Origin of the sequence: Kitasatospora sp. NPDC005856, assembly GCF_040629945.1 — a bacterium.
GTDB lineage: Bacteria > Actinomycetota > Actinomycetes > Streptomycetales > Streptomycetaceae > Kitasatospora.
Genome location: NZ_JBEXWT010000012.1, coordinates 58,245 through 82,057 on the forward strand (window position 1 = coordinate 58,245; position 23,813 = coordinate 82,057).

Annotated in this window: 18 protein-coding genes; 6 read left to right on the forward strand and 12 right to left on the reverse strand. The window is 72.0% G+C overall.

Going from position 1 to position 23,813, the window contains the following annotated elements:
* Position 1: 1 nt before the first annotated feature.
* The 4 genes from ABZ449_RS10190 to ABZ449_RS10205 all read right to left on the reverse strand — a co-directional run bounded on the left by ABZ449_RS10190 (position 2) and on the right by ABZ449_RS10205 (position 2,655).
* Entirely contained in the window at positions 2-535 is a 534-nt protein-coding gene (locus ABZ449_RS10190; protein WP_360343202.1) for a class IV adenylate cyclase, read from the reverse strand.
* Positions 522-1,130, reverse strand: a complete 609-nt coding sequence (locus ABZ449_RS10195; protein WP_360343205.1) for a hypothetical protein — start codon at positions 1,128-1,130, stop codon at positions 522-524. The genes ABZ449_RS10190 and ABZ449_RS10195 overlap by 14 nt, the downstream gene beginning before the upstream one ends.
* The gene (locus ABZ449_RS10200) at positions 1,127-2,092 is read right to left on the reverse strand and encodes a hypothetical protein (protein ID WP_360343208.1); all 966 of its coding nucleotides are present in this window, start codon (positions 2,090-2,092) and stop codon (positions 1,127-1,129) included. Before ABZ449_RS10200 ends, ABZ449_RS10195 begins: the two co-directional genes overlap by 4 nt.
* A 290-nt stretch (positions 2,093-2,382) precedes the next feature.
* On the reverse strand, positions 2,383-2,655 hold the full coding sequence (locus ABZ449_RS10205) for a hypothetical protein (protein ID WP_360343211.1): 273 nt from the start codon (positions 2,653-2,655) through the stop codon (positions 2,383-2,385).
* A 194-nt stretch (positions 2,656-2,849) separates the two neighbouring features.
* On the opposite strand from ABZ449_RS10205, the gene ABZ449_RS10210 reads away from it, so the two are divergent.
* Both ABZ449_RS10210 and ABZ449_RS10215 read left to right on the forward strand, forming a co-directional pair.
* Positions 2,850-4,226, forward strand: coding sequence for a Tat pathway signal protein (locus ABZ449_RS10210; RefSeq protein WP_360343214.1), 1,377 nt, complete (start codon positions 2,850-2,852; stop codon positions 4,224-4,226).
* Positions 4,227-4,266: 40 nt separating this feature from the next.
* Positions 4,267-4,755, forward strand: a complete 489-nt coding sequence (locus tag ABZ449_RS10215; protein ID WP_360343217.1) for an SAM-dependent methyltransferase — start codon at positions 4,267-4,269, stop codon at positions 4,753-4,755.
* 296 nt (positions 4,756-5,051) lie between these two features.
* On the opposite strand, the gene ABZ449_RS10220 is transcribed toward ABZ449_RS10215, so the two are convergent.
* Both ABZ449_RS10220 and ABZ449_RS10225 read right to left on the reverse strand, forming a co-directional pair.
* A complete protein-coding gene (locus ABZ449_RS10220) occupies positions 5,052-7,907 on the reverse strand; it encodes a DEAD/DEAH box helicase (protein WP_360343412.1) in 2,856 nt (951 codons plus the stop codon).
* Positions 7,908-8,065: 158 nt separating this feature from the next.
* Positions 8,066-9,238, reverse strand: a complete 1,173-nt coding sequence (locus tag ABZ449_RS10225; protein WP_360343220.1) for an aminotransferase class V-fold PLP-dependent enzyme — start codon at positions 9,236-9,238, stop codon at positions 8,066-8,068.
* A gap of 242 nt (positions 9,239-9,480) precedes the next feature.
* On the opposite strand from ABZ449_RS10225, the gene ABZ449_RS10230 reads away from it, so the two are divergent.
* Entirely contained in the window at positions 9,481-11,547 is a 2,067-nt protein-coding gene (locus ABZ449_RS10230) for a prolyl oligopeptidase family serine peptidase (protein WP_360343223.1), read from the forward strand.
* Positions 11,548-11,775: 228 nt separating this feature from the next.
* On the forward strand, positions 11,776-14,154 hold the full coding sequence (locus ABZ449_RS10235; protein WP_360343226.1) for an immune inhibitor A domain-containing protein: 2,379 nt from the start codon (positions 11,776-11,778) through the stop codon (positions 14,152-14,154).
* A 174-nt stretch (positions 14,155-14,328) separates the two neighbouring features.
* Here ABZ449_RS10235 and ABZ449_RS10240 read toward each other — a convergent pair whose 3' ends face one another.
* Positions 14,329-15,786, reverse strand: a complete 1,458-nt coding sequence (locus ABZ449_RS10240; RefSeq protein ID WP_360343229.1) for an MFS transporter — start codon at positions 15,784-15,786, stop codon at positions 14,329-14,331.
* 47 nt (positions 15,787-15,833) lie between these two features.
* Between ABZ449_RS10240 and soxR the strand changes: the two genes are divergently transcribed.
* Positions 15,834-16,307 carry a redox-sensitive transcriptional activator SoxR gene (gene soxR / locus ABZ449_RS10245; RefSeq protein ID WP_360343232.1) on the forward strand — a complete coding sequence of 158 codons (474 nt, stop codon included), beginning with the start codon at positions 15,834-15,836 and terminating at the stop codon, positions 16,305-16,307.
* Positions 16,308-16,491: 184 nt separating this feature from the next.
* Here soxR and ABZ449_RS10250 read toward each other — a convergent pair whose 3' ends face one another.
* The 5 genes from ABZ449_RS10250 to ABZ449_RS10270 are packed head-to-tail and all read right to left on the reverse strand — an operon-like array spanning position 16,492 to position 22,198.
* Positions 16,492-17,493 (reverse strand): oligopeptide/dipeptide ABC transporter ATP-binding protein, encoded by a 1,002-nt coding sequence (locus tag ABZ449_RS10250; protein WP_360343235.1) that lies wholly within the window; start codon positions 17,491-17,493, stop codon positions 16,492-16,494.
* Entirely contained in the window at positions 17,493-18,491 is a 999-nt protein-coding gene (locus ABZ449_RS10255) for an ABC transporter ATP-binding protein (protein WP_360343238.1), read from the reverse strand. The genes ABZ449_RS10250 and ABZ449_RS10255 overlap by 1 nt, the downstream gene beginning before the upstream one ends.
* Entirely contained in the window at positions 18,491-19,477 is a 987-nt protein-coding gene (locus ABZ449_RS10260; protein ID WP_360343241.1) for an ABC transporter permease, read from the reverse strand. Before ABZ449_RS10260 ends, ABZ449_RS10255 begins: the two co-directional genes overlap by 1 nt.
* Positions 19,474-20,436: an ABC transporter permease gene (locus tag ABZ449_RS10265; protein ID WP_360343244.1), complete on the reverse strand. Its 963-nt coding sequence runs from the start codon at positions 20,434-20,436 to the stop codon at positions 19,474-19,476. The genes ABZ449_RS10260 and ABZ449_RS10265 overlap by 4 nt, the downstream gene beginning before the upstream one ends.
* Before the next feature lie 13 nt (positions 20,437-20,449).
* Positions 20,450-22,198 carry an ABC transporter substrate-binding protein gene (locus ABZ449_RS10270; RefSeq protein ID WP_360343247.1) on the reverse strand — a complete coding sequence of 583 codons (1,749 nt, stop codon included), beginning with the start codon at positions 22,196-22,198 and terminating at the stop codon, positions 20,450-20,452.
* A 162-nt stretch (positions 22,199-22,360) separates the two neighbouring features.
* On the opposite strand from ABZ449_RS10270, the gene ABZ449_RS10275 reads away from it, so the two are divergent.
* On the forward strand, positions 22,361-23,812 hold the full coding sequence (locus ABZ449_RS10275; RefSeq protein WP_360343250.1) for an aminopeptidase P family protein: 1,452 nt from the start codon (positions 22,361-22,363) through the stop codon (positions 23,810-23,812).
* Position 23,813 lies beyond the last annotated feature (1 nt).

The window sequence follows — 23,813 nt, forward strand, 5'->3', positions numbered from 1 at the left end:
GTCACTCGAACGTGAGCCGGGGGATCGACTCGATGTCGATCCCGTACCGGCGGTAGACCTTGGTCGTGTTCTCGCTCGTCAGCTCATCCAGCGGGAGCTTGAGCGCGAGGGCGGTGGCGTGGACGTGTTCGGCGCTGTCTCCCTCGATCTCCACGTAGGGGGGAATCAGCGGCCAGTGGTCGATCTCGACGGCCGCGCCGGCCAGCCTCCAGGAGGACCGACGGTTCTCCTGGTACGCCTTCGGCTGGTAGCCGAGCTTGCCGAGGAGCGCGTTAGTGACGTCGAAGTCGCCGACGATCGTCTCCGTTTCGGTCACGCCGTCGATCGCGTCGGAGTGGATCTCCTTGGCGCACAGGGTGACGTCGGTGCCGGTGTCCCGCAGCCGGACCCACGCGCCCGGCCGGCCGGGGATGTCGTAGACGTAGCGGCGCTGGAACCGGTCGACCAGGTGCTCGGCCCCGGCCTCGGCCAGGAGCGCTCGCATCGCCTCCGGCTCGATGTTGAGGACCTTTGCCTCGAACTCAATTGCGGTCATGGAAAGTTGCCTTCCTCAATGCGGTACGAGCATGCGAGCGCACGGTATCGACGATGCCGCGCACCACCTCCTCCGGCGGGCGGTCGGTGCCGTCCACCGGCAGCAGGCCGAACGCCCGGTACACGCGGGCGCTCTCCGCCACGTTCGGTTCCTCACGCTGGTGCCAATAGGTCAGCGTCCCTTGTGCGGCCCGCCGATGAAGCCGCTCCTGGCGCACCTGTTCGTCCACTTCCAGGAGGATCGGCACGTCCGGAACCAACGCCTGGTCCGGATACTCCAGCGCGCAGTCGTACCCCATCGCCGTATGCGTGGCGATCGTGCGCGGGAAGTAGGACTCGACCACGACCGTTCGGCCGGTCTCGATGAGCGCGCGGGCGGTCTCGGACTTGAGGTGGTTGGCCATCATCCACCAGTGGAAGCGCGCCGGCAGGATCCCCGTGGCGTCGACCTCCGCACGCGTGCGGGGGAATGTCGGCAGCGTCCCGTCCGTGAGGTGAACGCCGTCGAGGAGGGCGGCGACCAGCGGGGCGACGGTGGTCTTCCCGCTCGCACTGAGACCGTCAAGGGTGATGAAGAGTCCTCGGGTCGCATTCATGTGGACTCCATTCGCGGGCCCCAGTTCCAGGGGGCCTGGTGGGCCCCGCGCAGGCAGGCGACGCGGTGGGCGGCCTGCCGGCGGGTGTCGGTGTCGAGGTGGGCGCGGCGCACCGTGTCCATCACCGCGGTGAGGACGACGAGGTCGCGTACGACCTGGTAGCCGGTCCAGGCGCCGATGTAAGGGTGCGGTGGGAGCCGGTCCTCACGTTCGTACGAGAGGTAGGTGTCGGCGTAGGTCCGGTGGTCGTCGCGGGGGCCGGTGAGCAGTTCGGAGCGCCAGCGGGCGGCGACGAGGTCCCATTCGCGGTGGCCGCGCTGGAGCGGGCGGCGCAACAGGAGGCCGACGTGAACGCCGTCGTCGTGGACCGGGGCCATGCCGAGGGTGCCCAGGACGACGGTGTCCGGTGTCGGCCAGTCGAGGTAGTCCCACTCCTCGCGCAGCTGGGTCGCGCGCTCGCGAAGGAACCGGCGGACGGCCGCGTCCAGCGGGGCGTCGTCCAGGCCGGCCAGCAACCCGGAGAACGGGTCGTGCTCCCCCAGCCATGGCCCCGACGCGGCGTCGATGCGGTGAGTGAGGGCGGTCACCCAGGCTGACAGGGAAGCGTCCGGGCTTCGCAGCCCCGGGCGGTGCCAAAAGGTGACGGCCTGGCCGTCGGCAGCCACCCGGACCTCGGTGTAGTGGGGAGAAGTGACGGCGACCCGGTTGCTCTTCAGCAACTGCGCGCTCTTGACGAGTGCCCACGCCTCATCCACGTGCGGGTGCACGATGGCGAGCGCACGCGAGCGCGCTCCGAGCGACCACAGGTGGTTCGGGCTGTCACTGACCAGCTCGGCCTTCGCGACGTCGTCGCCGGTGAACACGCAGGCTTGCGTCAGTGCCTCATAGGAGGCCGCGATGTCCAACCTGCGGGCTGCGGCGGCGGTCTTGAGCAGCGTTCTGGTGCGCGGTCCGACACTCACGGCGCAGTCCTTGGGGACGGAGTGGGTGGATGGGAGAGAGGGGAGACCGGTCCGGTTCGACCCACGCCAGGTCGTGTGCCGAGACGGGCGAGCGAGCGACGATCTGCTCGACCGTGACGGTCGCCGACCGCGCCGGACGAGGCAGCTCGATCTCGGCCCAGATCTCCTTGCCGCCCCCGGTAAGGCTCTCGACGCCGAAGCGGGACACGACCCCCATCACCAGCGTCAGGCCACGGCCGCAGGTCGCCTCATCACTCGCCGACCGGTACTCGGGCGTGCCCCCGCCCGGATCAGCCACGGACACCCGCAGCGCACCCGGGGTGCACATCAGAGAAGCGGCCCCTCTTCACGCCCGGCTGGTCGCCACCGCAGCCGTGCAGGACGGCGTTGGCGCCGAGTTCGGACAGGACGAGCTCGACGTCGTCCAGCACGTCACCGTGCTGCCGGGCGTCCAGGCCGAGGCCGAGCAGCGGCATGACCGTCCTGGCCCAGCGGCGGAGCTCACCGATCCGTTCCCGTTCGGCGGGGAACCTCGTCGTGATGATGCGTGATCCAGGCTCCATGGGGGCGCCTCACTCGCTCGGGGTCGGGACAGTTCGAAGACAGGCCTCACCGCCGCCCGGACATGACGGAACGTTCGCAGTGCAGGCCCTGCAACTGCCTTGCACGAACAGCAAACCGTCCAAGTTGGCCGAGAGTAAGGTATTGGCGACCGTCCGTTGTTGAACCGGTTGAACGGCATCTCCAGGAGACCCCCATGGGGCGCACTCGCCAACCCAATGAGCGGCTGGGCCAGCTCATTCGGGAAACCGGCCGGCCCAACGAAGCCCTCTCCCGGGCCCTGTGCGGCGTCGCGGCCCGCCACAACGATCCGGCACGTCCAAGCCGGGCATCCGTCACGCAGTGGGTCCGCCAAGGCGTGATGCCCTCCGGGAACATCCCTCAGTACCTCGCGGAAGTGCTCACCAGCTGGCTGAACCGTGACATCACCCTTGCGGCGATGGGGTTCGGGGACGAGCAAACGGATCTACGCGACTGGGACTTGGATACGCTGAAGGCTCTGGCGGCTCTTGGACGGATCGACGTTGACGTGGAACGCAGACAGCTCCTCCGCACGCTCACATACTCGCTCGGGGCGCTGAGCATTCCCCCCGGCAGCTGGTGGGAGCACATGGCCCGCACCGACAGCCGTGGCATCACCCACCGCCGCGCTGGTCAGGCCGACGTGGACGCCGTTCGGGAGATGACGGGGCTCTTCTCCCAGCTCGACCAGCGGCGCGGCGGCGGACACGGACGCACGGCGGTCGCGCAGTATCTCCTCACGGACGTCGGAGAGTTCCTCCAAGGCACCTTTTCGTCCGACCAGATCCGGCGTGACATGTTCTCCGCAGCATCCGAGCTCGCCTACCTGGCTGGATGGACGGCGTTCGACAACGGCGAGCACCCCACCGCTCAGCACTACTACACCGTCGCCGTGAAGCTGGCGGCCGAGGCCGACGACCCCGCAATGGCCGGCCACGTCCTGCGCGCCATGGCCCACCAGGCGGTCGACCTTCACAAGCCGCGCCACGCCGTCCGGGTTGCTGAGGCGTCCATGGCCGGCGACCGGTACCGGCTCGCCAGCTCGCGCGAGCGTTCCCTGCTCGGCGTCGTCCACGCGCGCGCCCTGGCCGCCGCGGGCCGCACCGCCGAAGCGAACGCCGCGCTGCTCCAAGCCGAACGCGACCTGTCAGCGGCTTCCGCCGGCGACGACGAGCCGGCGCGGGTGTTCTTCTTCGGCGAGGCGTCCTTGGCACACGAGACGGCATCGGCGCTTCGTGATATCGGCGATCTGGAAGGTGCAGCAAGGGAGTTCGAACGCAGCGTCGCGACCCGCCGGGTCTCGTCCTTCACCCGGACCCACGCGGTCACCCTCGGCCACCTCGGCCTCGTGAAGGCCAGGCAGCACTCCATCGAGGAGGCCTGCACGATCTGGTCCCAGTCGCTCGACGCCATGCAGACCGTCCGCTCCGCCCGTACCCGAGACGTCGCATTGCAGATTCGCAGTGCACTGTCCCCCTACCGCGGGCGGAAGGTGTCGACCATCGACACCGTCGACAGGCGCGCCGCCGAGTACTTGGCCGCCACCACCTGACCCGCTGTCCTGGCGCGGTCCGTTCAGAGGAGGGAAGCACGTGGGTGATGTCTTCAGCGTGGAAGCACTCGGGCACGTTGTGGGAGGCCGCACGGAACCGACCGACGACTACTGGGGCGGGACGCGCGCCGTCATCCGACTCGACAGCGACAGGTTTCCGCTCGACGCGACGAAGGGGCTGGAGGAGTTCTCCCACCTCGACGTGATCTTCCGGTTTCACAAGACCGACCCAAACGACCTGAACTTCGGTGCGCGCCGTCCCCGGGACAACCCCGACTGGCCCGAGGTCGGCGTGTTCGGCCACCGGAACATGCGACGCATCAACTGGCTCGGGTCCTCCCGCTGCCGCCTCCTCAAGGTCGACGGCCTGGACCTCCACGTCGAGGACCTGGATGCCATCGACGGCACCCCGGTCCTCGAAGTGAAGCCCTGGTTCGAGGAGTTCGGACCGCGCGGGCAGGTACGTCAACCCGAATGGACCACCGAGATGCTTCGCGACTACTTCGCCCCGACGTCACCCCAGCCCTGACCCGATCTTGCTAATCTCCGCTGCCCTCCATCTGCTGCGTAGGAGGGGGTTTGTGGTCGGCTCCCTCGCTCGGGTCGAGTGAGGGAGCCGAGGCCAAGTGTGAAGGTCTGTGGTCCGCCGTAGGAAGTCGGCAGGGCCGACTTCCTACGCAGCACCGGAATCCACGAGCGGGGGTGGGGGTGGGGGTGGGAAGGGGGCGGCCGGAGGCCTGGCGCTTCCCACCTCTTCATCCTCGGAGATGCGCAGGGGCCCGCGCGTTCGCGAGAACGTGCGGGCCCCGGGGGAGGTCCGGCCGGTCAGCCGACGGAGGAGTAGGCGATGATGCCGCGGCGGAGGCCGTCGACGGCCTTGCGGGCGGTGCGGCGGAGTTCGGCGTCCTCGCCGGCGGCGTCCTGGATCTGGCCGAGGACGTCGATCAGTTGCTTGGTCCAGCGGACGAAGTCGCCGGCCGGCATGTCGGCGTCGCGCAGGACCTGGTCGAGGTTGTGGCCGAGCGCCCAGCGGTAGGCGACCCAGGCGAAGCCGAGGTCGGGCTCGCGCTGGCCGACGCCCTCGGCGGTGTTGATCCGGTGCTGCTCCTCCAGGGCGTCCAGGTGGCCCCAGATCCGGACCATCTTGCCGAGCGCCTCCTTGGCCGCGCCCTCCGGCACCCGGGGGGCGCCGGCGTCGTCGGACTGGCGGGCCTCGTACACCAGCGCCGAGGCGCAGGCGGCGAGTTCGGCGGCGGCCAGGCCGCTCCAGACGCCCTCGCGGATGCACTCGGAGGCGAGCAGGTCGAGTTCGCCGTAGAGCCGGCCGAGCCGCTTGCCGTCGTCGGTGACGGTGTCCCCGCTGAGGTAGCCGAGGTCGGTGAGCAGTGCGCAGACCCGGTCGAAGGTGCGGGCGATGGTGTGGGTGCGCGAGCGCATCCGGCGCTCCAGCAACTCGGTGTCGCGGTGCAGCCGGTGGTAGCGCTCGGACCAGCGGGCGTGGTCCTCGCGGTCGGAGCAGCCGTGGCAGGGGTGCTGGCGCAGTTCGGTGCGCAGCCGGGTGATCTCCGGGTCGTCGGCGGCGGCCGCGCGGCCGCGCCGGAACCGCTCGGGCTCCAGGTGGCCGGCCTTGGTGCGCAGGGCCGAGGCGAGGTCGCGCCGGGACTGCGGGCTGCGCGGGTTGAAGGACTTGGGGATGCGCAGCCGTTCGATCGCGACGACCGGGTACGGGAAGTCGATCATGGCGAGCCGCTTGACCTGCCGCTCGGCGGTGAGCACCACCGGGCGCGGGCCGTCCTGGAAGTCGGGGTGGCGCGGGCCGCCCCGGCCGGAGCGGTTGACCGGCGGCAGGCCCGGGTCGAGGACCAGGGCGAGGCCGGCGAACTTGCCGGTGGGCACGTGGATGACGTCGCCCGGCTTGAGCTGCTCGATGGACTCGACCGCGGCCGCGCGGCGCTGGCTGGTGCCCTCGCGGGCGAGCTCGTTCTCACGGTCCTTGAGCCTGCGGCGCAGCTCCATGTACTCGTCGAAGTCGCCGAGGTGGCAGGTCATCGACTCGCGGTAGCCCTCCAGCCCCTCCTCGTTGCGCTGCACCTGGCGGGCGATGCCGACCACCGAGCGGTCCGCCTGGAACTGGGCGAAGGAGGTCTCCAGCAGCTCGCGCGAGCGGTGCCGGCCGAACTGGGAGACCAGGTTGACGGCCATGTTGTACGAGGGCCGGAACGAGGACTTCAGCGGGTAGGTGCGGGTGCCGGCCAGGCCGGCCAGCGCCTCCGGGTCGAGGCCGCGCTGCCAGAGCACCACGGCGTGGCCCTCGACGTCGATGCCGCGCCGCCCGGCCCGGCCGGTGAGCTGGGTGTACTCGCCGGGGGTGATGTCGGCGTGGGTCTCGCCGTTCCACTTGACCAGCTTCTCCATGACCACCGAGCGGGCGGGCATGTTGATGCCGAGCGCCAGGGTCTCGGTCGCGAAGACGGCCTTGACCAGGCCCTTCACGAAGAGCTCCTCGACCACCTCCTTGAACCGGGGCAGCATCCCGGCGTGGTGGGCGGCGATGCCGCGCTCCAGCCCGTCCAGCCACTCGAAGTAGCCGAGGACGTGCAGGTCCTCGTCGGGGATGTCGGCGCAGCGCTCCTCGACGATCGCCCGGACCTGGGCGCGCTCGGAGTCCTTGTTGAGCCGCAGGCCGGAGCTGAGGCACTGCTGGACGGCGGCCTCGCAGCCGGCCCGGCTGAAGATGAAGGTGATCGCGGGCAGCAGGCCCTCGGCGTCGAGCCGGTCGATGACGTCGACCCGGCCCGGCGTCCAGACCCGTCCGGGACGGCCGTTGGGCATCGAGCGGCCCCGGCCGCGGCCGAAGCGGTCGCGCGGGTTGCGGTCGAGCTCGGAGCGGGCGAGCCGGACCAGCTCGGGGTTGACGGCCTTGCCGGGGTTCTTCAGGTTGTTCTTGGGGCGGCCGTCCCGGTCGGGGTCGGCGAACAGGTCGTACATCCGGTTGCCGGCCATCACGTGCTGCCACAGCGGCACCGGGCGGGTCTCGGAGACGATCACCTTGGTGCCGCCGCGCACGGTGTCCAGCCAGTCGCCGAACTCCTCGGCGTTGGAGACGGTCGCGGAGAGCGAGACGAGGGTGACCGACTCGGGGAGGTGGATGATGACCTCCTCCCAGACGGCGCCGCGGAAGCGGTCGGCGAGGTAGTGCACCTCGTCCATCACGACGTAGCCGAGGCCGTCGAGGGTGCTGGAGCCCGCGTAGAGCATGTTGCGCAGCACCTCGGTGGTCATCACCACCACGGGTGCGTCGCCGTTGACGGAGTTGTCGCCGGTGAGCAGGCCGACCTTGGCGGCGCCGTAGCGCTTGACCAGGTCCCCGTACTTCTGGTTGGAGAGCGCCTTGATCGGCGTGGTGTAGAAGCACTTGCGGCCCGAGGCCAGGGCCAGGTGCACGGCGAACTCGCCGACGATGGTCTTCCCGGAGCCGGTGGGGGCGGCGACCAGGACGCCGGATCCGGCCTCCAGCGTCTCGCACGCCTCCAGCTGGAAGTCGTCCAGCGGGAAGTCGTACAGCTGCTGGAAGCCGTACAGGGCGGTGGCCTGCTCCTGGGCCCGGCGACGGCTGGCCGCGTACGCCTCGGCGGGGCTGAGCTCCTGGTCGTCCTGGGGCTCGGGATCGGGGGTGTTCATCGCCGTCCGGGTGTGGTTGGTGTGATCTCGCATCTCAGCGAGAGGTTACCCGGGAGGACTGACATCGATAGCACCGTTTTTCCGTGCGACGAGATCGCTCCCCGGATCGCTCCTCTCACGTCCATGGTCGCAAATGTCTTCACCCACCCCCGGGGGCGTCAGTCCTTCAGCAGCTCGGCCAGCCCGTCCGCCAGCCGCTCGTACTCCCCCGGCCGGTTGTACAGCTGGGCGCTGACCCGCAGCACCCCGCCGCCGGCCCACGGGCGGACGGCGATCCGGGTGCCGAGCCGGTGCCACACCTCGGCCATCAGCGCCTTCACCTGCGGCTCGGTCTCGCCGAACCCGGCCGGCAGCCGGACGGTGCGCATCCACACCCCGGGCGTCGCGGGCAGCGGCACCAGACCGGCCCGCTCGACCAGCACCCGGCGGCCGTACGCGGCGAGGGCGGTGTTGTGGGCGGCCACCTCCGGGTGGCCGAGCTCGCGCAGCAGCTCGAAGCCGGCCGGGGCGGCCAGCCAGGGGGTGTAGTCGCAGGTGCCGCGCCACTCCACGTTGCCCGGGAACCCCTTGTCGTGCTCCCAGGACAGCGCCAGCGGGCGCACCCGGCCGGTCCACTCGGGGCGGACGGCGAGCACGCCGGTGGCGCGCGGGGCGAAGGCCCACTTGTGCAGGTTGCCGAACCAGAAGTCGGCGTTCGGGTCGACCGGGGCTGGCAGCATGCCGGGCGCGTGGGCGCCGTCCACCACGGTGGTCACGCCGCGGGCGCGCAGGTCGGCGAGCAGGGCCGGGCCGGCCACCAGACGGGCGGTGGGCGAGGTCAGCTGGTCCAGGATCGCGACGGTGGTGCGTCCGTCCACGGCGGCGAGCACCGCCTCCCGGACGGCCTGTTCGTCCGGGGCGTCCAGCGGCACCGGGGCGACCACCACCTCGGCGCCGGTCTCGGCGGCCTTGCGGGCCGCGGCCTGGGTCACCGCGCCGTAGCCGTGGTCGGTGACCAGGATCCGGTCGCCGGGCGAGAACGGGATGGTGTCCAGGGCGATCGCGACCGCCTCGGTGACGTTGGAGACCAGCGCGAGCCGGTCCGGGTCGGTGTCCAGTTCGACGGCGATCCGGGCGCGGGCGGCGGCGATCCGGGCCGGGAGGTCGGCGAAGAAGCCGTCCGGGTCCCACTCGTGCTCGGTGCGCAGCCGCTCCTGTGCCCGCTGCACCGGGACGGGCACGGCGCCGTACGAGCCGTGGTTCAGGTGCGCGGCCTGCGCGGACACGCTGAACAGCCCGTCGGCGGCGGGCAGGGGGGCCGGGGGTTCGGCGGCCCACAGGTCCTCGATCACGGTTTCCTCCGTTGGCTGACGCACCGGTGGCCGGCGCGACGGTCCCGGCGCGACGGTCCCGGCGCGACGGTCCCGGCGCGACGGTCTGGCACACCGGCGCCCGGCGCGCCTCCGGCTCGACGTCCCGCCGTACCGGCCGGCACCGGCCGACACCGGCCGACACCGGCACTACTGACTGATGTGTGACATTTCACATGACAGACTACTGGTCGGGGCACGCACCTCGCGACCACCATCGGGCCGTGACCATCACCGACGCCTTCCTTGCCCTCAGCGCCCGTACCGGCCGGTTCACCTTCGGCGCACCGCGTGCGTACACCTTCGCCGAGGACGGTACCCGGCTGCTGCTGCTGCGCTCCACCGGTCCGGAGGATCCGGTCGACCGCCTCCACCTGCTCGACACCACCACCGGCGAGGAGCGGCTGGTCGCCGACCCGGCCGCGCTGCTGCCCGGCCGCACCGGCCGGCGCGAGGACCTGCCCGTCGTCGAGCGCCGGCTGCGCGAGCGCACCCGGCTGGTCGCTGCCGGCATCGGCACGTACGCCGCCACCGCCGACCTCGCCGCCGCGGTCTTCACCCTGGACGGCCGGCTGTTCCGCACCGACACCGCCGCCGGCACCAGCGACGAACTCCCCGTCGCCGGGCCCGCGTTCGACCCCCGGCCGGACGCCACCGGACAGCGCGTCGCCTACGTCGCCGACGACGCCCTGTACGTCACCCCCGCCCTGGAACCGCTCTCCCCCGCCGACGGCGCCCGCTGGGGCGTCGCCGAGTTCGCCGCCGCCGAGGAGCTCGGCCGCGCCCGGGGCCACTGGTGGCGCCCGGACGGCGGCGCGCTGCTGGCCGCCCGGGTGGACGAATCCGGCGTCCCCCGGCGGTACTTCGCCGACCCGGCGCACCCCGGCGAGGCTCCCGAGGACTTCGCCTACCCGCAGGCCGGCGGCCCCAACGCGGATGTCCAGCTCTGGGTGCTCGGCCTCGACGGCACCCGGGTCCAACTGCACTGGGACAACGAGCAGTTCCCGTACGTCTGCGCCGCCTCCTGGGTCTCCGGCGAGGAGGTGCTGCTGACCGTCGCCGACCGCCTGCAGCAGAACGTGCTGCTGCTGAGCGCCGACCCGGCCACCGGCAAGAGCACCGAACTCTCCCGCACCACCGACGAGTTCTGGGTGGACGACCTGCCCGGCACCCCGGCCCGGCTGGCCGACGGCCGGCTGCTCACCGTCCACGACACCCCGCAGGCCCGCGGCCTCGCGCTGGACGGCAAGCCGCTGGACACCACCGGCCTGCAGATCCGCCGGGTCGTCGGCCGACTGGACGGCCGGCTGCTCTGCGAGACCGGCGAGGGCGACCCCTTCGACCAGTACGTCCACCTGATCGACCCGGACGGCGGCGCACCCGAGCCGCTCGCCTCCGGCCCCGGCATGCACGCGGCCCTCGCCGCCGCCGACACCCTGCTGCTCACCTCGGCCACCCCGGAGGGCGTCCGGCGCGTCGTCCGCCGCGACGGCCGCGAGCTGCCGCTCACCGACCGCAGCGCCCCGCTGCCGTACCGGGTGGAGCCGCTGCTCGCGCGGGTCACCGAACGCGCCCTGCCCGGCGCCGTGGTCTACCCGCGCGACCACGTCCCGGGCCGGCGGCTGCCCGTCCTGCTGGACGTCTACGGCGGGCCCGGCTACCAGGCGGTGGCCAACGAGCCGCGCCGCTGGCAGCTCAAGCAGTGGTGGGCCGACCAGGGCTTCGCGGTGGTCACCGTCGACAACGGCGGCACCCCGTTCGTCTCCCCCGCCTTCACCCGCACCATCTTCCGCCGCTTCTCCCAGGTGGCGCTGGACGACCAGGTCGACGCCCTGCACGCGCTCGCCGAGCAGCACCCGGACCTCGACCTCGGCCGGGTCGGCGTGCGCGGCTGGTCGTACGGCGGCTACTTCGCGGCGCTCGCCGTGCTGCGCCGCCCGGACGTCTTCCACGCCGCCAGCGCGGGCGCCCCGCCCACCGACTTCCGGCTCTACGACACCGCGTACACCGAGCGATACCTCGGCCTGCCGCAGGACAACCCCGAGGGCTACGCCGACGACTGCCTGATCCCCGACGCGCCCGGTCTGAGCAGGCCGCTGCTGCTGATCCACGGGCTGGCCGACGACAACGTCCACCCCTCGCACACCCTGCTGCTCTCCCAGGCGCTCACCAGGGCCGGCCGCCCGCACAGCGTGCTGCCGCTGCCCGGTGCCACCCACATGACCCCGGGCGGGCTGATGGAGCAGCTGGCCCAGTCCGAACTCGCCTTCCTGCGGGCTTCCCTGGGGTGATCCGCCGCACTGCCCCGACCGGGCCGCGACACTCCCGCGCGATCAGCGTGGCGCCGGAGTGCGCCACCGGCTGAGGGCTCGGTGGTTCAGGGGCGTCGCGGCTTCGGCCGCGGCGCCCTTTCGCCTGCTCCCAACCCCTTCCACGTGACCCGTCACATGTGAAATATTACCTGCGCTTCATCGACTGATGATCTGAAGGACCCCCATCCCCCGGAAAGGACCGGTCAGTTGCGCAGACTGTCCGCGGCCCTCGCCGCCGCGCTCACCACCGGCGCGATAGCGGCCACCCTGCTGGGCACCCCCGCCCAGGCCGCACCCCCGAGCCCCGCCACCCTCGCCGCGGCCTCGGCCGACGCCGACCAGGGCGCCGCACAAGGCGCCGAGGCCCCGCCCGCACCGCTGGCCCCGCAGGAACGCGAGCGCCAGGCGCTGCGCGGCAAGGCCCTGGAACAGCTCAACAAGGGTGCCGTCGCCAAGGCCGCGGGCAAGCGGGCCCCGGCGAAGGTGAAGATCGGCAACGACTACGTCCAGCTCGCGCACCAGCGCACGGACAAGGTCTTCGTGATCCTCGCCCAGTTCGGCGACGAGGTGGACAACACCACCCAGTGGAACGGCCAGCCCCGCTACGGCGGCACCCCCGGCCCGCGCCACGACCAGATCCCCAAGCCGGGCAAGGACGACAACCACACCCTGTGGTCGGCGGACTTCGACCGCGCGTACTACCAGAAGATGTTCTTCGACGACACGCCCGGCGCCGTGTCGATGCGCAACTACTACCGCACCCAGTCCTCCGGCCGGTACGACGTCGAGGGCACCGTCAGCGACTGGGTCACCCTCCCGTACAACGAGGCCCGCTACGGCAGCAACAAGGGCCCGCAGGGCTCCGGCGCCTGGACCCAGGGCCAGGAGTTCATCCGGGACGCCGTCAAGGCCTGGTACGACGGCGAGATCGCCAAGGGCCGCACCGTCGCCGACGTCAAGGCGCAGCTCGCCCAGTACGACGTCTACGACCGCTACGACCACGACAAGGACGGCGAGTTCAACCAGCCGGACGGCTACCTGGACAACGTCGTCGTGGTGCACGCGGGCGTGGACGAGACCTGGGGCGGCGGCGCCCAGGGCGCCGACGCGCTGTGGGCGCACCGCAGTTGGGCCTTCCCGGACGCGACCGGGCAGACCGGCCCGGAGGGCGACAAGATCGGCGGCGCACCGGTCGGCGACACCGGCCTGTACGTCTACGACTACGTCCAGGGGGGCGAGAACAGCGGCGTCGGCCTGTTCGCCCACGAGTACGGCCACAACCTCGGCCTGCCCGACCTGTACTCCACCAGCGGCGGCGACAACAGCGTCAACTTCTGGTCGCTGATGTCCTCCGGCTCGTACCTGGGCAAGGGCCCGAACACCACCGGCGGCTACCCCGGTGACCTCGACGCCTGGAGCAAGCTGCAGTTCGGCTGGCTCGACTACGACGAGGCGCAGGCCGCCACCCGCTCCACCCACGCCCTCGGGGTGAGCAGCTACAACACCGACCAGGCCCAGGCGGTCCTAGTCCACCTTCCGGACGGCACCACCAGCACCGACCTCACCGACCCGTACGAGGGCGGCCGGCAGTGGTGGAGCGACACCGGCGACAACCTCGACAACTCCCTGGCCCGGGACGTCGACCTGCGCACCGCCGCCGGCCCGGCCGCCCTGGACGCGGCGGTCTGGTACGACACCGAGCAGGACTACGACTTCCTGACCGTCGAGGCCTCCACCGACCAGGGCAAGCACTGGACCGCCCTCGGCGGCACCGTGGACGGCGCCCCGATCGGCAACACCAACGCCAACACCCCCGGCCTGAGCGGCGCTTCCGGCGGCTACAAGCAGCTGCACATCCCGCTGGACGGCTACCTCGGCCAGCAGGTCCGGCTGCGCTTCCACGCCACCTCGGACGGCAACACCCACGGCCGGGGCGTGCTGGTGGACGCCGTGAAGGCCACCGCCGGCACCGCCGTGCTGTTCGCCGACGGCGCCGAGAACGGCACCGACGGCTGGACGGCCAACGGCTTCACGGTGATCACCGGCCGCGCCGCCGTCAAGCAGCACCCGCGCGCGTACCTCGCCGAGAACCGCCGCTACACCGGCTACGGGGCGTTCCTGAAGACCGGCCCGTACAACTTCGGCTACAGCGGCGTCGCGGGCAAGGCCAACGTGGTGGACAACTACCCGTACCAGGAAGGCGTCCTGATCTGGCTCTGGGACACCTCGTACGGTGACAACAACACCAAGGACCACCCCGGCGGCGGGCTGATCCTGCCGATCGACGCCCGCCCGGCGCCGGTCCGCTTCACCGACGGGACGCTGGTCAACGGGCGGGCGCAGACCTACGACGCGACCTTCTCGCTCAAGCCGACCACGGCGTTCACCCTGCACAAGGGCGGCGTCCCGGTGCGCGTCCCGGCCAAGCCGGCCGTCCCGGTGTTCAACGACCACACCGGGGTGTACGGCGACCCGGCCACGCCGCAGCTGACGGTGAAGGTGCCGGACACCAACACGAAGATCGAGGTCGTCCGGGAGTCCCAGGGCGGGAAGATCACCACCGTCCGGGTGGGCCCGGCCTCCTGAGGCCCGCACCGCCGTGACGAAAGGCCCCGGATCCCCCCGACGAAAAGGGATCCGGGGCCTGCTCGTGCCCGCCGCGGCCCACGTCCCCGGGCCGCGGGCGGTGTGCGCGGCGGTGACCACGCCGCGGGCGGTACGCGCGGCGGTGACCACACCGCGGACGGTGCGCGCCGCGGCTCAGTTCCCCACGCCTCGGGCGGTGCGCGCGGCGGTGACCACGCCGAGGGCGGTGATCGCGGCGATCCCGAGGGTCATGTACCGGGCCGAGTCGACCGGGGCGTCCCCGCCCAGGTTGACCAGGGTGCCGGCCAGCGCCGAGGTCACCGAGAAGGCGATCAGCTGGGTGGTGTTGATCGCCGCGGCCGCCTTGCCGCCCTCCGCCGGATCGCTGCTGCTGCGCATCGCGGCCACACTCAGGTGCGGGAAGGCCAGCCCGATCCCGGTGCCGGCGCCGAACAGCGCCACCGCCCAGAGCAGCACCCTCGGCCCGGAGGCGTGCCCGGTCTGCGACAGCCCGTAGACCAGCAGCCCGCCGACCAGCACCAGCGGGGCGGCGCGGATCGCCAGGGCCCGGCCGCGGGCCGACTCGATGCCGACGCTGAACAGCTGGGCGGTGGTCCAGCCCGCCGAGGTGGTGGCGCCGAGGAAGCCGGCCACCAGCGGGGAGAGGCCGCCCAGCTGCTGGCCGAACAGCGGGATGAAGTTCTCCGTCACCACGCCCGCGCAGAGCACCGCGACGGTCAGGTAGAGCCACTTCAGCGGGTTGCCGGCCCGGTAGGTCTGCCGCGGCAGCACCGTGGCCGCCGCGCGCCGCTCGACCGCCACGAATCCCACCAACAGCGCCAGTCCGGCGAGCAGGCACACGGCGGTCGGCCAGCCGCTCGGCACCGTCGAGCTGATGCTGAAGGCGGCCGCCGCCAGGGTGAGCAGCAGCAGTGAGGGCAGCGGCACCGGGCCGCTGCCGTGCCCCGCCCCGGAGCGCCCGGGCAGCACCCGGCGGGCCACCACCGCCAGCGCCAGCGCGGCGACCAGCAGCAGGACGTACGCCCCGCGCCAGGCCCCGAGCTGGGCGAAGAGCCCGCCCAGCGACGGTCCGACCAGGGTGCCGACGCCCCACATCGCGGAGACCAGTCCGGCCGCGCGGGTCCACAGCCGCTCCGGCAGGGCGCTGCGGATCACGGCGTAGCCGAGCCCGGCCACCAGTCCGCCGCCGAGGCCCTGCACCACCCGGCCGAGGATCAGAGCCGCCATCGACGGGCTGAGCGCGTTGATCACCGCGCCCGCGCCGAAGACCAGGAAGCCCAGCACGTAGGCCCGGGCCGCGCCGAGGCGGTCCAGCAGCCGGCTGACCAGCATCGAGGCGATGACGGCGGCCGTCAGGAAGCCGGTGGCCACCCACGCGTAGTACCGCTCACCGCCGGTGTCGGCGACGATCGAGGGCATCAGGGCGGCGGTGAAGTAGAGGTTCATCGCGTACAGCGCGACGCCGCCGGCCAGGATCGAGGCGGGGGCGGCGTAACGGCGGGAGAAGAGTTCGCGCCACCCGCCGGAGGCCCCCGCGGACGGCGACTCCGGCGGGCAACTGTCCAGCTGGGCAGCGGTGGTGCGGTTCTCGACCGCAGGTGATTCGGTCACGTCCGGTACGCTAGGACTTCAATAGAACTTGAAGTCAAGGAGCCGCCATGACCACCGCGCCGGTCGATCTGCTGAGTGTCGGCGAGGTGGCCCGCCGGGCCGGGATCGCCACCTCGGCGGTGCGCTTCTACGAGGACCAGGGGCTGATCTCCGCCGAGCGCACGTCGGGCAACCAGCGGCGCTACCGGCGGCACGTGCTGCGCCGGATCTCGCTCATCCTGGTCGCCAAGCGGCTCGGCATCCCGCTCTCCGAGGTCGCCGAGGTGTTCACCGGCCTGCCCGAGGACCGGATGCCCGGCAAGCACGACTGGGAGCGGATCTCCCGGCGCTGGGCCGAGCAGCTGCGCGCCCGCCGGACCGAGTTGGAGCGGCTGGAGGAGGAGCTGACCGGCTGCATCGGCTGCGGCTGCGTGTCCCTGCGCCGCTGCCGGGTGCTCAACCCGGGGGACGAACTGGCGGCCGAGGGCCCGGGCCCGCGCCGGTTGCTGCCGGAGGAGGGCCTGCTGCCCGTCGAGGAGTGAGCGAGTGAGCGGGGAAACCCGTCGGGAAGAGAGCGGGTGACCCGCCGGGAAGAGAGCGGGTGACCCGCCGAGGAATGGGCGGGCCACCCGTCGAGGATGGGGCGGGGAAAGGGGTGGAACCCGGTCGGACGCGGCCCTCGCAGGGTTCCCCGCCGCGTCCGACCGGGGGCTTTTTCGGGCGGCCTCAGGCCTCCGGGAAGTGGCAGGCCGCCTGCCGCTCGCCGGGCCCGGCGATCTTCAGCAGCGGCCGCTCGGTGCGGCAGAGGTCCTGGGCCTTGGGGCAGCGCGGGTGGAAGGTGCAGCCGGGCGGCGGGTCGGCCGGGCTCGGCGGGTCGCCGAGCAGCACGATCCGCTCCCGCCGGCGCTCCGCCTCCGGGTCGGGCAGCGGAACGGCGGACAGCAGCGCCTTGGTGTACGGGTGCGCGGGGTTCCCGTACACCTCGGCCTTGTCGCCGATCTCCACGATCCGGCCCAGGTACATCACCGCGACCCGGTCGCAGACCCGCTTGACCACCGAGAGGTCGTGCGCGATGAACACGTACGCCAGCCCCAGCTCCTGCTGGAGCCGCTCCATCAGGTTGACCACCTGGGCCTGGATGGAGACGTCCAGCGCGGAGACCGGCTCGTCGGCGATCACCAGCCGCGGCGAGGTGGCCAGCGAGCGGGCGATGCCGATGCGCTGGGCCTGGCCGCCGGAGAACTCGTGCGGGTAGCGGTCCAGGTGCTCGGGGATCAGCCCGACCAGCTCCATCAGCTCGGCGGCGCGCTTGCGCGCGTCCGCCGCGCTCCCGCCCTGGACCAGCAGCGGCTCGGAGATGATCCGGGCCACCGTCTGCCGGGGGTTGAGCGAGGAGTACGGGTCCTGGAAGACCATCTGGAGGTCGCGCCGGTGCGGCCGCAGCTGGGCCTGGGAGAGCCCACCGATCTCGGTGCCGTCGAAGGTGACGGTGCCCGAGGTCGGGTCGAGCAGCCGGACGATCATCCGCCCGGTGGTGGACTTGCCGCAGCCGGACTCGCCGACCAGGCCGAGGGTCTCGCCCGCGCCGACGTCGAAGCTCACCCCGTCCACGGCCCGGACCGGCGCACCGGGCCGCCCGGTGCGGCTTCGCCGACCGGGGAAGGTCTTCACCAGGTCCCGTACCGAGAGCAGCGGCCCGGCCGCGCCCTTCGTCGACGGCGTGGTCATCACAGCACCCCTTCCGGCACCAGCGGCAGGTGGCAGGCGGCCTGGTGGCCGGGGGCGAGCCGGTCGAGCACGGGGCGCTCGGCCAGGCAGCGGGCGTGCTCCTCGACGGACGCCGCGGTGGTGCGGGCGCAGCGCGGGGCGAAGGAGCAGCCGGGGGCGGGGGCGATCAGCGACGGCGGGCTGCCGGGGATGGCCCGCAGCGGGGCGTCGTCGGTGTCGTCCAGGCGCGGCAGCGAGTCCAGCAGGCCGCGCGTGTACGGGTGCGCGGGCTGCGCGAACAGCCGGTCCACCGGGGCCTGTTCGGCGGCCCGGCCGCCGTACATGACCAGCACCTCGTGGGCGACCCGGGCGACCACGCCGAGGTCGTGGGTGATCATCACGACGCCGAGGCCGCGCTCCTGCTGGATCCGGGCGATCAGGTCGAGGATCTGCGCCTGGACGGTGACGTCGAGGGCCGTGGTGGGCTCGTCGGCGATCAGCAGCTCGGGCTCGCAGGCGAGCGCCATGGCGATCATGACGCGCTGGCGCATGCCGCCGGAGAACTGGTGCGGGTACTCGTCGACCCGGCGGGCCGGCTCCGGGATGCCGACCTCGGCCAGCATCTCCACCGCCTTGGCCCTCCCGGCCTTGCGGTTCGCCTTGAAGTGCACCCGGTAGTGCTCGGCGATCTGCTCGCCGACCGTGTAGAAGGGGTGCAGGCTGGACAGCGGGTCCTGGAAGATCATCGCGATCCGGCGGCCCCGGACGACGCCCAGTTCCTTCTCCCCGAGCCCGTTCAGCTCCTGGCCGTTCAGCCGGATCGAGCCGGTGACGCTGGCGCCGCGGTGCAGGCCCATGACGGCGAGCGAGGTGACGGACTTCCCGCTGCCCGACTCGCCGACCAGCCCGAGGGTGCGCCCGGCCTCGACGGTGAAGGAGATCCCGTCCACCGCCCGGACGGTGCCGCGCGGGGTGTCGAAGGCGACCTTGAGGTCCTCGACCTCCAACAGTCCGGTCATCAGTACCTCACTCTCGGGTCGACGAACGCGTACAGCAGGTCGACCAGCAGGTTCGCCGCGACGATGAAGAAGGCCGCGAGCAGGGTGACGCCGAGGATGACGGGCTGGTCGGAACGGCCCAGGCCGTCGTAGAACAGCCGGCCCACGCCGGGCAGGCCGAAGATCGACTCGGTGATCACCGCGCCGGCCAGCAGGCCGCCGAGGTCCATCCCGAAGATGGTCAGGATCGGCGTCATCCCGGAGCGCAGCCCGTGCTTGACGGTGACCGTCAGCGGCGGCAGGCCCTTGGCCCGGGCGGTGCGGATGTACGGCTCGGCCATCGCCTCGATCATCGAGTTGCGGCTCTGCCGGGCGTACATGGCGGCGTACAGCAGGGCCAGCGCGATCCACGGCAGCAGCAGGTTGGAGCCCCACTCCAGGGGGTTGTCGGTGAACTTGTGGTACGAGGGGTAGGGCAGCAGGCCGGCCGTCCTGACGACGCCCCAGATCAGCATGATCGAGGTGAAGTAGACCGGCAGCGAGGCGGTGCCGACGGACAGCACCATCAGTGTCTTGTCGATCGGCCGGCCCTTGCGCAGCGCCGAGGTGACGCCCGCGCCGAGGCCGAGGACCAGCCAGAGCGCGGCCGCGCCGAGGGCCAGCGAGATCGAGACCGGCAGGCGGTCGGTGAGCAGGTCCCAGACCGGCAGCCCGTACTCGTAGGAGTAGCCGAGGCAGGGGAAGCCGCAGTGCACCGCGCTGGGGCCGGAGCCGTAGTCGCGGCCGGCGAAGATGCCGCCGAGGTAGGCGAGGAACTGCTCCCAGACCGGCTTGTCCAGGCCCATCGCGGCCTTGACGTCGGCGAGCCGCTCGGGGCTGCAGGTCTTGCCGCAGGCGGCCGCGGCCGGGTCGTTGGGCAGCAGGTAGAAGATGGTGAAGGTGATGGCGCAGATGGCGAGCAGGATGCCCACCACTCCGAGCAGCCGGCGGCCGAGGTAGAGGATCACGACCGGCCTCCCCGGGGGTCGAGGATGTCCCGCAGCGCGTCGCCGAGCAGGGTGAAGGCGAGCACGGCGACGAACAGGAACGCGGTCGGGATCAGGAAGTAGGTCGGGTCGGTCTCGTAGTGCACGATGCTCTCGGCGATCATCTGGCCCCAGGACGCCGTCGGCGGGCGGACGCCCACGCCGAGGTAGCTGAGCGCGGCCTCGGTGGCGATCATGCCGGGGACGAGCAGGGTGGTGTAGGCGATGATCGGGCCGGAGACGTTCGGCAGGATCTCGCGGGTGAGGATCCGCCAGGAGCGCGCCCCGCCGACCTTGGCGGCCTCGACGTACTCGCGGTGCTTGAGCGAGAGGGTCTGGCCGCGCACCACCCGGGCGATGCCGGGCCAGGTGAACAGCCCGATCACCAGGGTGATCAGGAGGATCCGGTTGACGTCCTTGGCCACCGACATCATCGCGATCATGAAGATCAGCGAGGGGAAGGACATCGTGAGGTCCATCAGCCGGGACAGCACCGTGTCGACGCGCCCGCCGAAGTAGCCGGCCGCGATGCCGGCCAGGGTGCCCACGACCACGACGACGGCGGTCGCGGTGAAGGCGATCAGCAGCGAGACCTGCCCGCCGTGCAGCACCCGGGCGAACAGGTCGCGGCCGGTGCCCGGCTCGACGCCGAGCCAGTGCCGGGCGCTGATCCCGCCGAAGTCGCCCCGGGGCACGCCGCCCAGGTACGGGTCGATGGCGCGCTTGTCGAACTCCTCGGGGGTCCAGCCGCCGAGCGAGCTGAGCGGGCCGGCCAGCGCGGCGGCCAGCACCAGCACGCCGACGGTGATCAGTCCGAACCGGGCCGAGCCCTTGGCCCACAGCTGGTCCCAGACCAGCCGCCAGGGCCCGCGCCCGGCACTCTTCTTGGCGCCCCCCGCCGTGGCGTCGGCCACGGCGGGGGGCTCAGTGGTGGTACTCATCGCTTCCGGCCCCTCACTTGCCCTTGGCGGGGTCCTTGAGGCCGATGGCACCCAGGTCGAGCATGCCGGCGTAGCCCTGGTTGCCGAACGCGCCGGCCACGTTGCTGCCGACCAGCAGGGGGCGGCGCTGCCAGATCAGCGGGACGGCCGGGGCCTTCTTCGCCAGGTCCTGGTCCAGCTGCTGCCAGGCCTTGTTGGCCTCGTTGACGTCCGTCATGGCCGCGATCTGGTCCATCCGGTCCATCGTGGCCTGGTCCTTGTACTGGCTCAGGTTGCCCTGGTTGCCCTTCTCCTTGATGGTGCGGCCGTCGAACTGGAACGGCAGGAAGGTCGCACCGGAGGGGTAGTCGGGGCACCAGCCGTTGATGGTCAGCTCGGGGGCGTTCTTGGTGTCGCCGACGGTGTCCTGGAAGGCGGACGGGTCGGTGGTGTTGATGGTGACCTGGACGCCGGCCTTGGACAGCGACTGCTGGATCGCCTCGGCGCGGGTCTTGTCGCCGAGCGAGACGGTGAGCGAGACCTTGAGGTCGGTCTTGCCGGCCTCCTGGAGCAGCTTCTTGGCCTTCTCCGGGTCCCCGGTGGCCGGGATCTTCAGCGGGTCGGACTTGACGCCGCCGGTCAGCGACGGCGGCAGGTAGGAGGTCGCCACGTCGGCCATCGCCGGGCCACCGAAGGCCGTCACCTGCGCGTCGCGGTCGACCGCCCACATCATCGCCTCGCGCACCTTCGGGTCGTCGAAGGGGGCCTTGGCGGTGTTCAGGTACAGCATGTCGGTACAGCCGGTGACCTCGGCGGCCATCCGGGACTTGACGTCCTGCTTGGGCAGCACCTTGGCGACGGTCTCGTGCTGCATCCACGGCATGTTGATCGCGTTGGCGTCGGCGCCGTCGCTGGCGATGATCCGGTCGTCGGCCTGACCGCCCTTGATGCCCTGGGTGACCACGACCTTGTCCGGGTACGCCTTGCGGACGGTGTCGGTGGCCTGATCCCAGTTGGTGTTGCGGACCAGCACCAGCTGCTTGCCGCGGTCGTAGGTCTCGATCTTGTACGGGCCGGAGGAGAACGGCCGGGCGTCGTACTGGGTGCCCTTCTCCTGGGACTGCGGCACCGGGGAGAAGGTCGGCAGCGAGACGGTGGAGGAGAACTCGGCGACCGGGCGCTTCAGGTGGAAGACGATGGTCTTGTCGTCCGGGGTCTCGATGCTCGACAGGTGCTCGCCGTTCAGCGGGCCCTTGTAGTTCTCGCCGTCGGCCAGGTACTGGATCGCGTAGTCGGGGCCGCCGGTGAGGTCAGGGGAGTAGGACCGCTCGACGTTGTACTTGATGTCGGCGGACTTGATCGGCGTGCCGTCCTCGTACTTGAGGCCGTCCTTGAGCGTGAAGGTCCACACCTTGCCGCCCTCGGAGGACTTGCCGAGGTCGGTGGCGAGGTCCGGGACGATCTCGCTGCCGGCCGCGCCGGGCTCGGACTTGAAGGTGGTCAGCGTCCGGTAGAGCAGCCGGGTGCCGAAGTCCATGTGCGGCACCACCCAGTTGCGGGCCGGGTCGAGGTGCGCGAAGTCCTGGTTGGTCAGGACGGTGAGGGTGCCACCCTTCACGGGGGTGCCGCCGATGATCGAGCCGGACGCCGCGCCCGGGCCCTTGCTGTCGGAGGGGGCGGCGTCGGTGCCGCTGTCGCTCTTGTCGTTCGAGCAGGCCCCGAGGCCGAGGGTGAGGGTCGCCGCGAGGGCCGCCGCGAGGGCGGCGTGGGTGCGCCTGGTCATGTTGCAACTCCGCTGTGGGGGGCCTGATCGTCCGATCTGGCCGCTGCGCTGTGTGACCCGTAACATAGTAATGTGAAATTGCACTGCACAAGAGGTGACGCCACCCGTTACCGAGCTGTGTCCGTGCCCCGCATCTCCCCAGTCCCGCCTAGGAGTTCACCGGTGACCCTTCCCCCGACCGGCCTCAACACCGGAAGCCACGACCTCCCGGTCTCCCCCGCCCTCGCCTCGTTCATGGCCACCAGCTGGGCCGCGACCCCGCTCCCCACCGACCAGCGGGTCCCCGGCTACGACCGCTTCCCCGGCCGCCGCGCCCGGCTCTCCGCCGCCTTCCCCGGCGAGCGACTGGTCGTCCCGGCCGGCCGCCTCAAGGTCCGCTGCAACGACCTCGACTACCGCTTCCGCCCGCACAGCGCGTACGTCTGGCTCACCGGCCTCACCGGCGAGGACCAGGCCGACCACGTCCTCGTCCTCGAACCGGCCGGCCCCGAGGGCCACGAGCCGGTCCTCTACCTGCGTCCGCGCTCCCCGCGCGACGGCGGCGAGTTCTACCGCGACCGCCGGTACGGCGAGTTCTGGGTCGGCTCCCGCCCCGACCTCGCCGAAGCGGCCCGACTCACCGGGGTGCGCACCGAACACCTCGACGACCTCGGCAAGCTGCTCGCCGGCCCGCAGCCGCCCACCCGGGTCCTGGCCGGCACCGACCCGCTGGTCGACGAGGCCACCGGGCGGCCGTCCGCGGACCGCCGGGACGGCGAACTGGCCGCGGTGCTCTCCGAGTTGCGCCTGGTCAAGGACCAGTGGGAGATCGGACAGCTGCAACTGGCCGTCGACCACACCACCACCGGCTTCGAGGACGTCGTCCGCGCCCTGCCCACCGCGCTGCGCCACCACCGCGGCGAACGCTGGATCGAGGGCGTCTTCGACCTGCGCGCCCGCGCCGAGGGCAACGGCACCTCCTACACCACCATCGCCGCCTCCGGCGCCCACGCCTGCGTGCTGCACTGGATCCGCAACGACGGCGCCCTCGACCCGAACTCCCTGCTGCTGCTGGACGCCGGCGTCGAGACCGACACCCTCTACGCCGCCGACATCACCCGCACCCTCCCGCTCAGCGGCACCTTCACCCCCGTCCAGCGCCAGGCCTACGACCTCGTCCTCGCCGCCCAGAGCGCCGGCATCGCCACCCTGCGCCCGGGCGCGCAGTTCCGCGACTTCCACCGCGCCGCCATGCGGGTCATCGCCGAGGGCCTCGCCGACTGGGGCGTCCTGCCCGTCTCCGCCGAGGAGGCCCTCGCCGAGGACAACGGCCTCTACCGCCGCTACACCCTCTGCGGCAGCGGCCACATGCTCGGCCTCGACTACCACGACTGCGCCAAGTCCCGCGCCGACCGCTACCTCGACGGCACCCTGGAGGAGGGCATGGTCCTCACCGTCGAACCGGGCCTCTACCTCCAGCCCGACGACGAAACCCTCCCCGCCGAACTCCGCGGCCTCGGCATCCGCATCGAGGACGACCTGGTCATCACCGCCGACGGCGCCCACCTGATGTCGAGCGCCCTCCCCCGCGCCGCCACCGACGTCGAATCCTGGATGGCGACCCTGCTCTCCTGAG

Coding starts and splice junctions, on each gene's coding strand:
- ABZ449_RS10190 (WP_360343202.1), bottom strand. CDS start 535: ATGACCGCAATTGAGTTCGAGGCAAAGGTCCTCAACATCGAGCCGGAG.
- ABZ449_RS10195 (WP_360343205.1), bottom strand. CDS start 1,130: ATGAATGCGACCCGAGGACTCTTCATCACCCTTGACGGTCTCAGTGCG.
- ABZ449_RS10205 (WP_360343211.1), bottom strand. CDS start 2,655: ATGGAGCCTGGATCACGCATCATCACGACGAGGTTCCCCGCCGAACGG.
- ABZ449_RS10210 (WP_360343214.1), top strand. CDS start 2,850: ATGGGGCGCACTCGCCAACCCAATGAGCGGCTGGGCCAGCTCATTCGG.
- ABZ449_RS10220 (WP_360343412.1), bottom strand. CDS start 7,907: ATGAACACCCCCGATCCCGAGCCCCAGGACGACCAGGAGCTCAGCCCC.
- soxR (WP_360343232.1), top strand. CDS start 15,834: ATGACCACCGCGCCGGTCGATCTGCTGAGTGTCGGCGAGGTGGCCCGC.
- ABZ449_RS10250 (WP_360343235.1), bottom strand. CDS start 17,493: ATGACCACGCCGTCGACGAAGGGCGCGGCCGGGCCGCTGCTCTCGGTA.
- ABZ449_RS10255 (WP_360343238.1), bottom strand. CDS start 18,491: ATGACCGGACTGTTGGAGGTCGAGGACCTCAAGGTCGCCTTCGACACC.
- ABZ449_RS10265 (WP_360343244.1), bottom strand. CDS start 20,436: ATGAGTACCACCACTGAGCCCCCCGCCGTGGCCGACGCCACGGCGGGG.
- ABZ449_RS10270 (WP_360343247.1), bottom strand. CDS start 22,198: ATGACCAGGCGCACCCACGCCGCCCTCGCGGCGGCCCTCGCGGCGACC.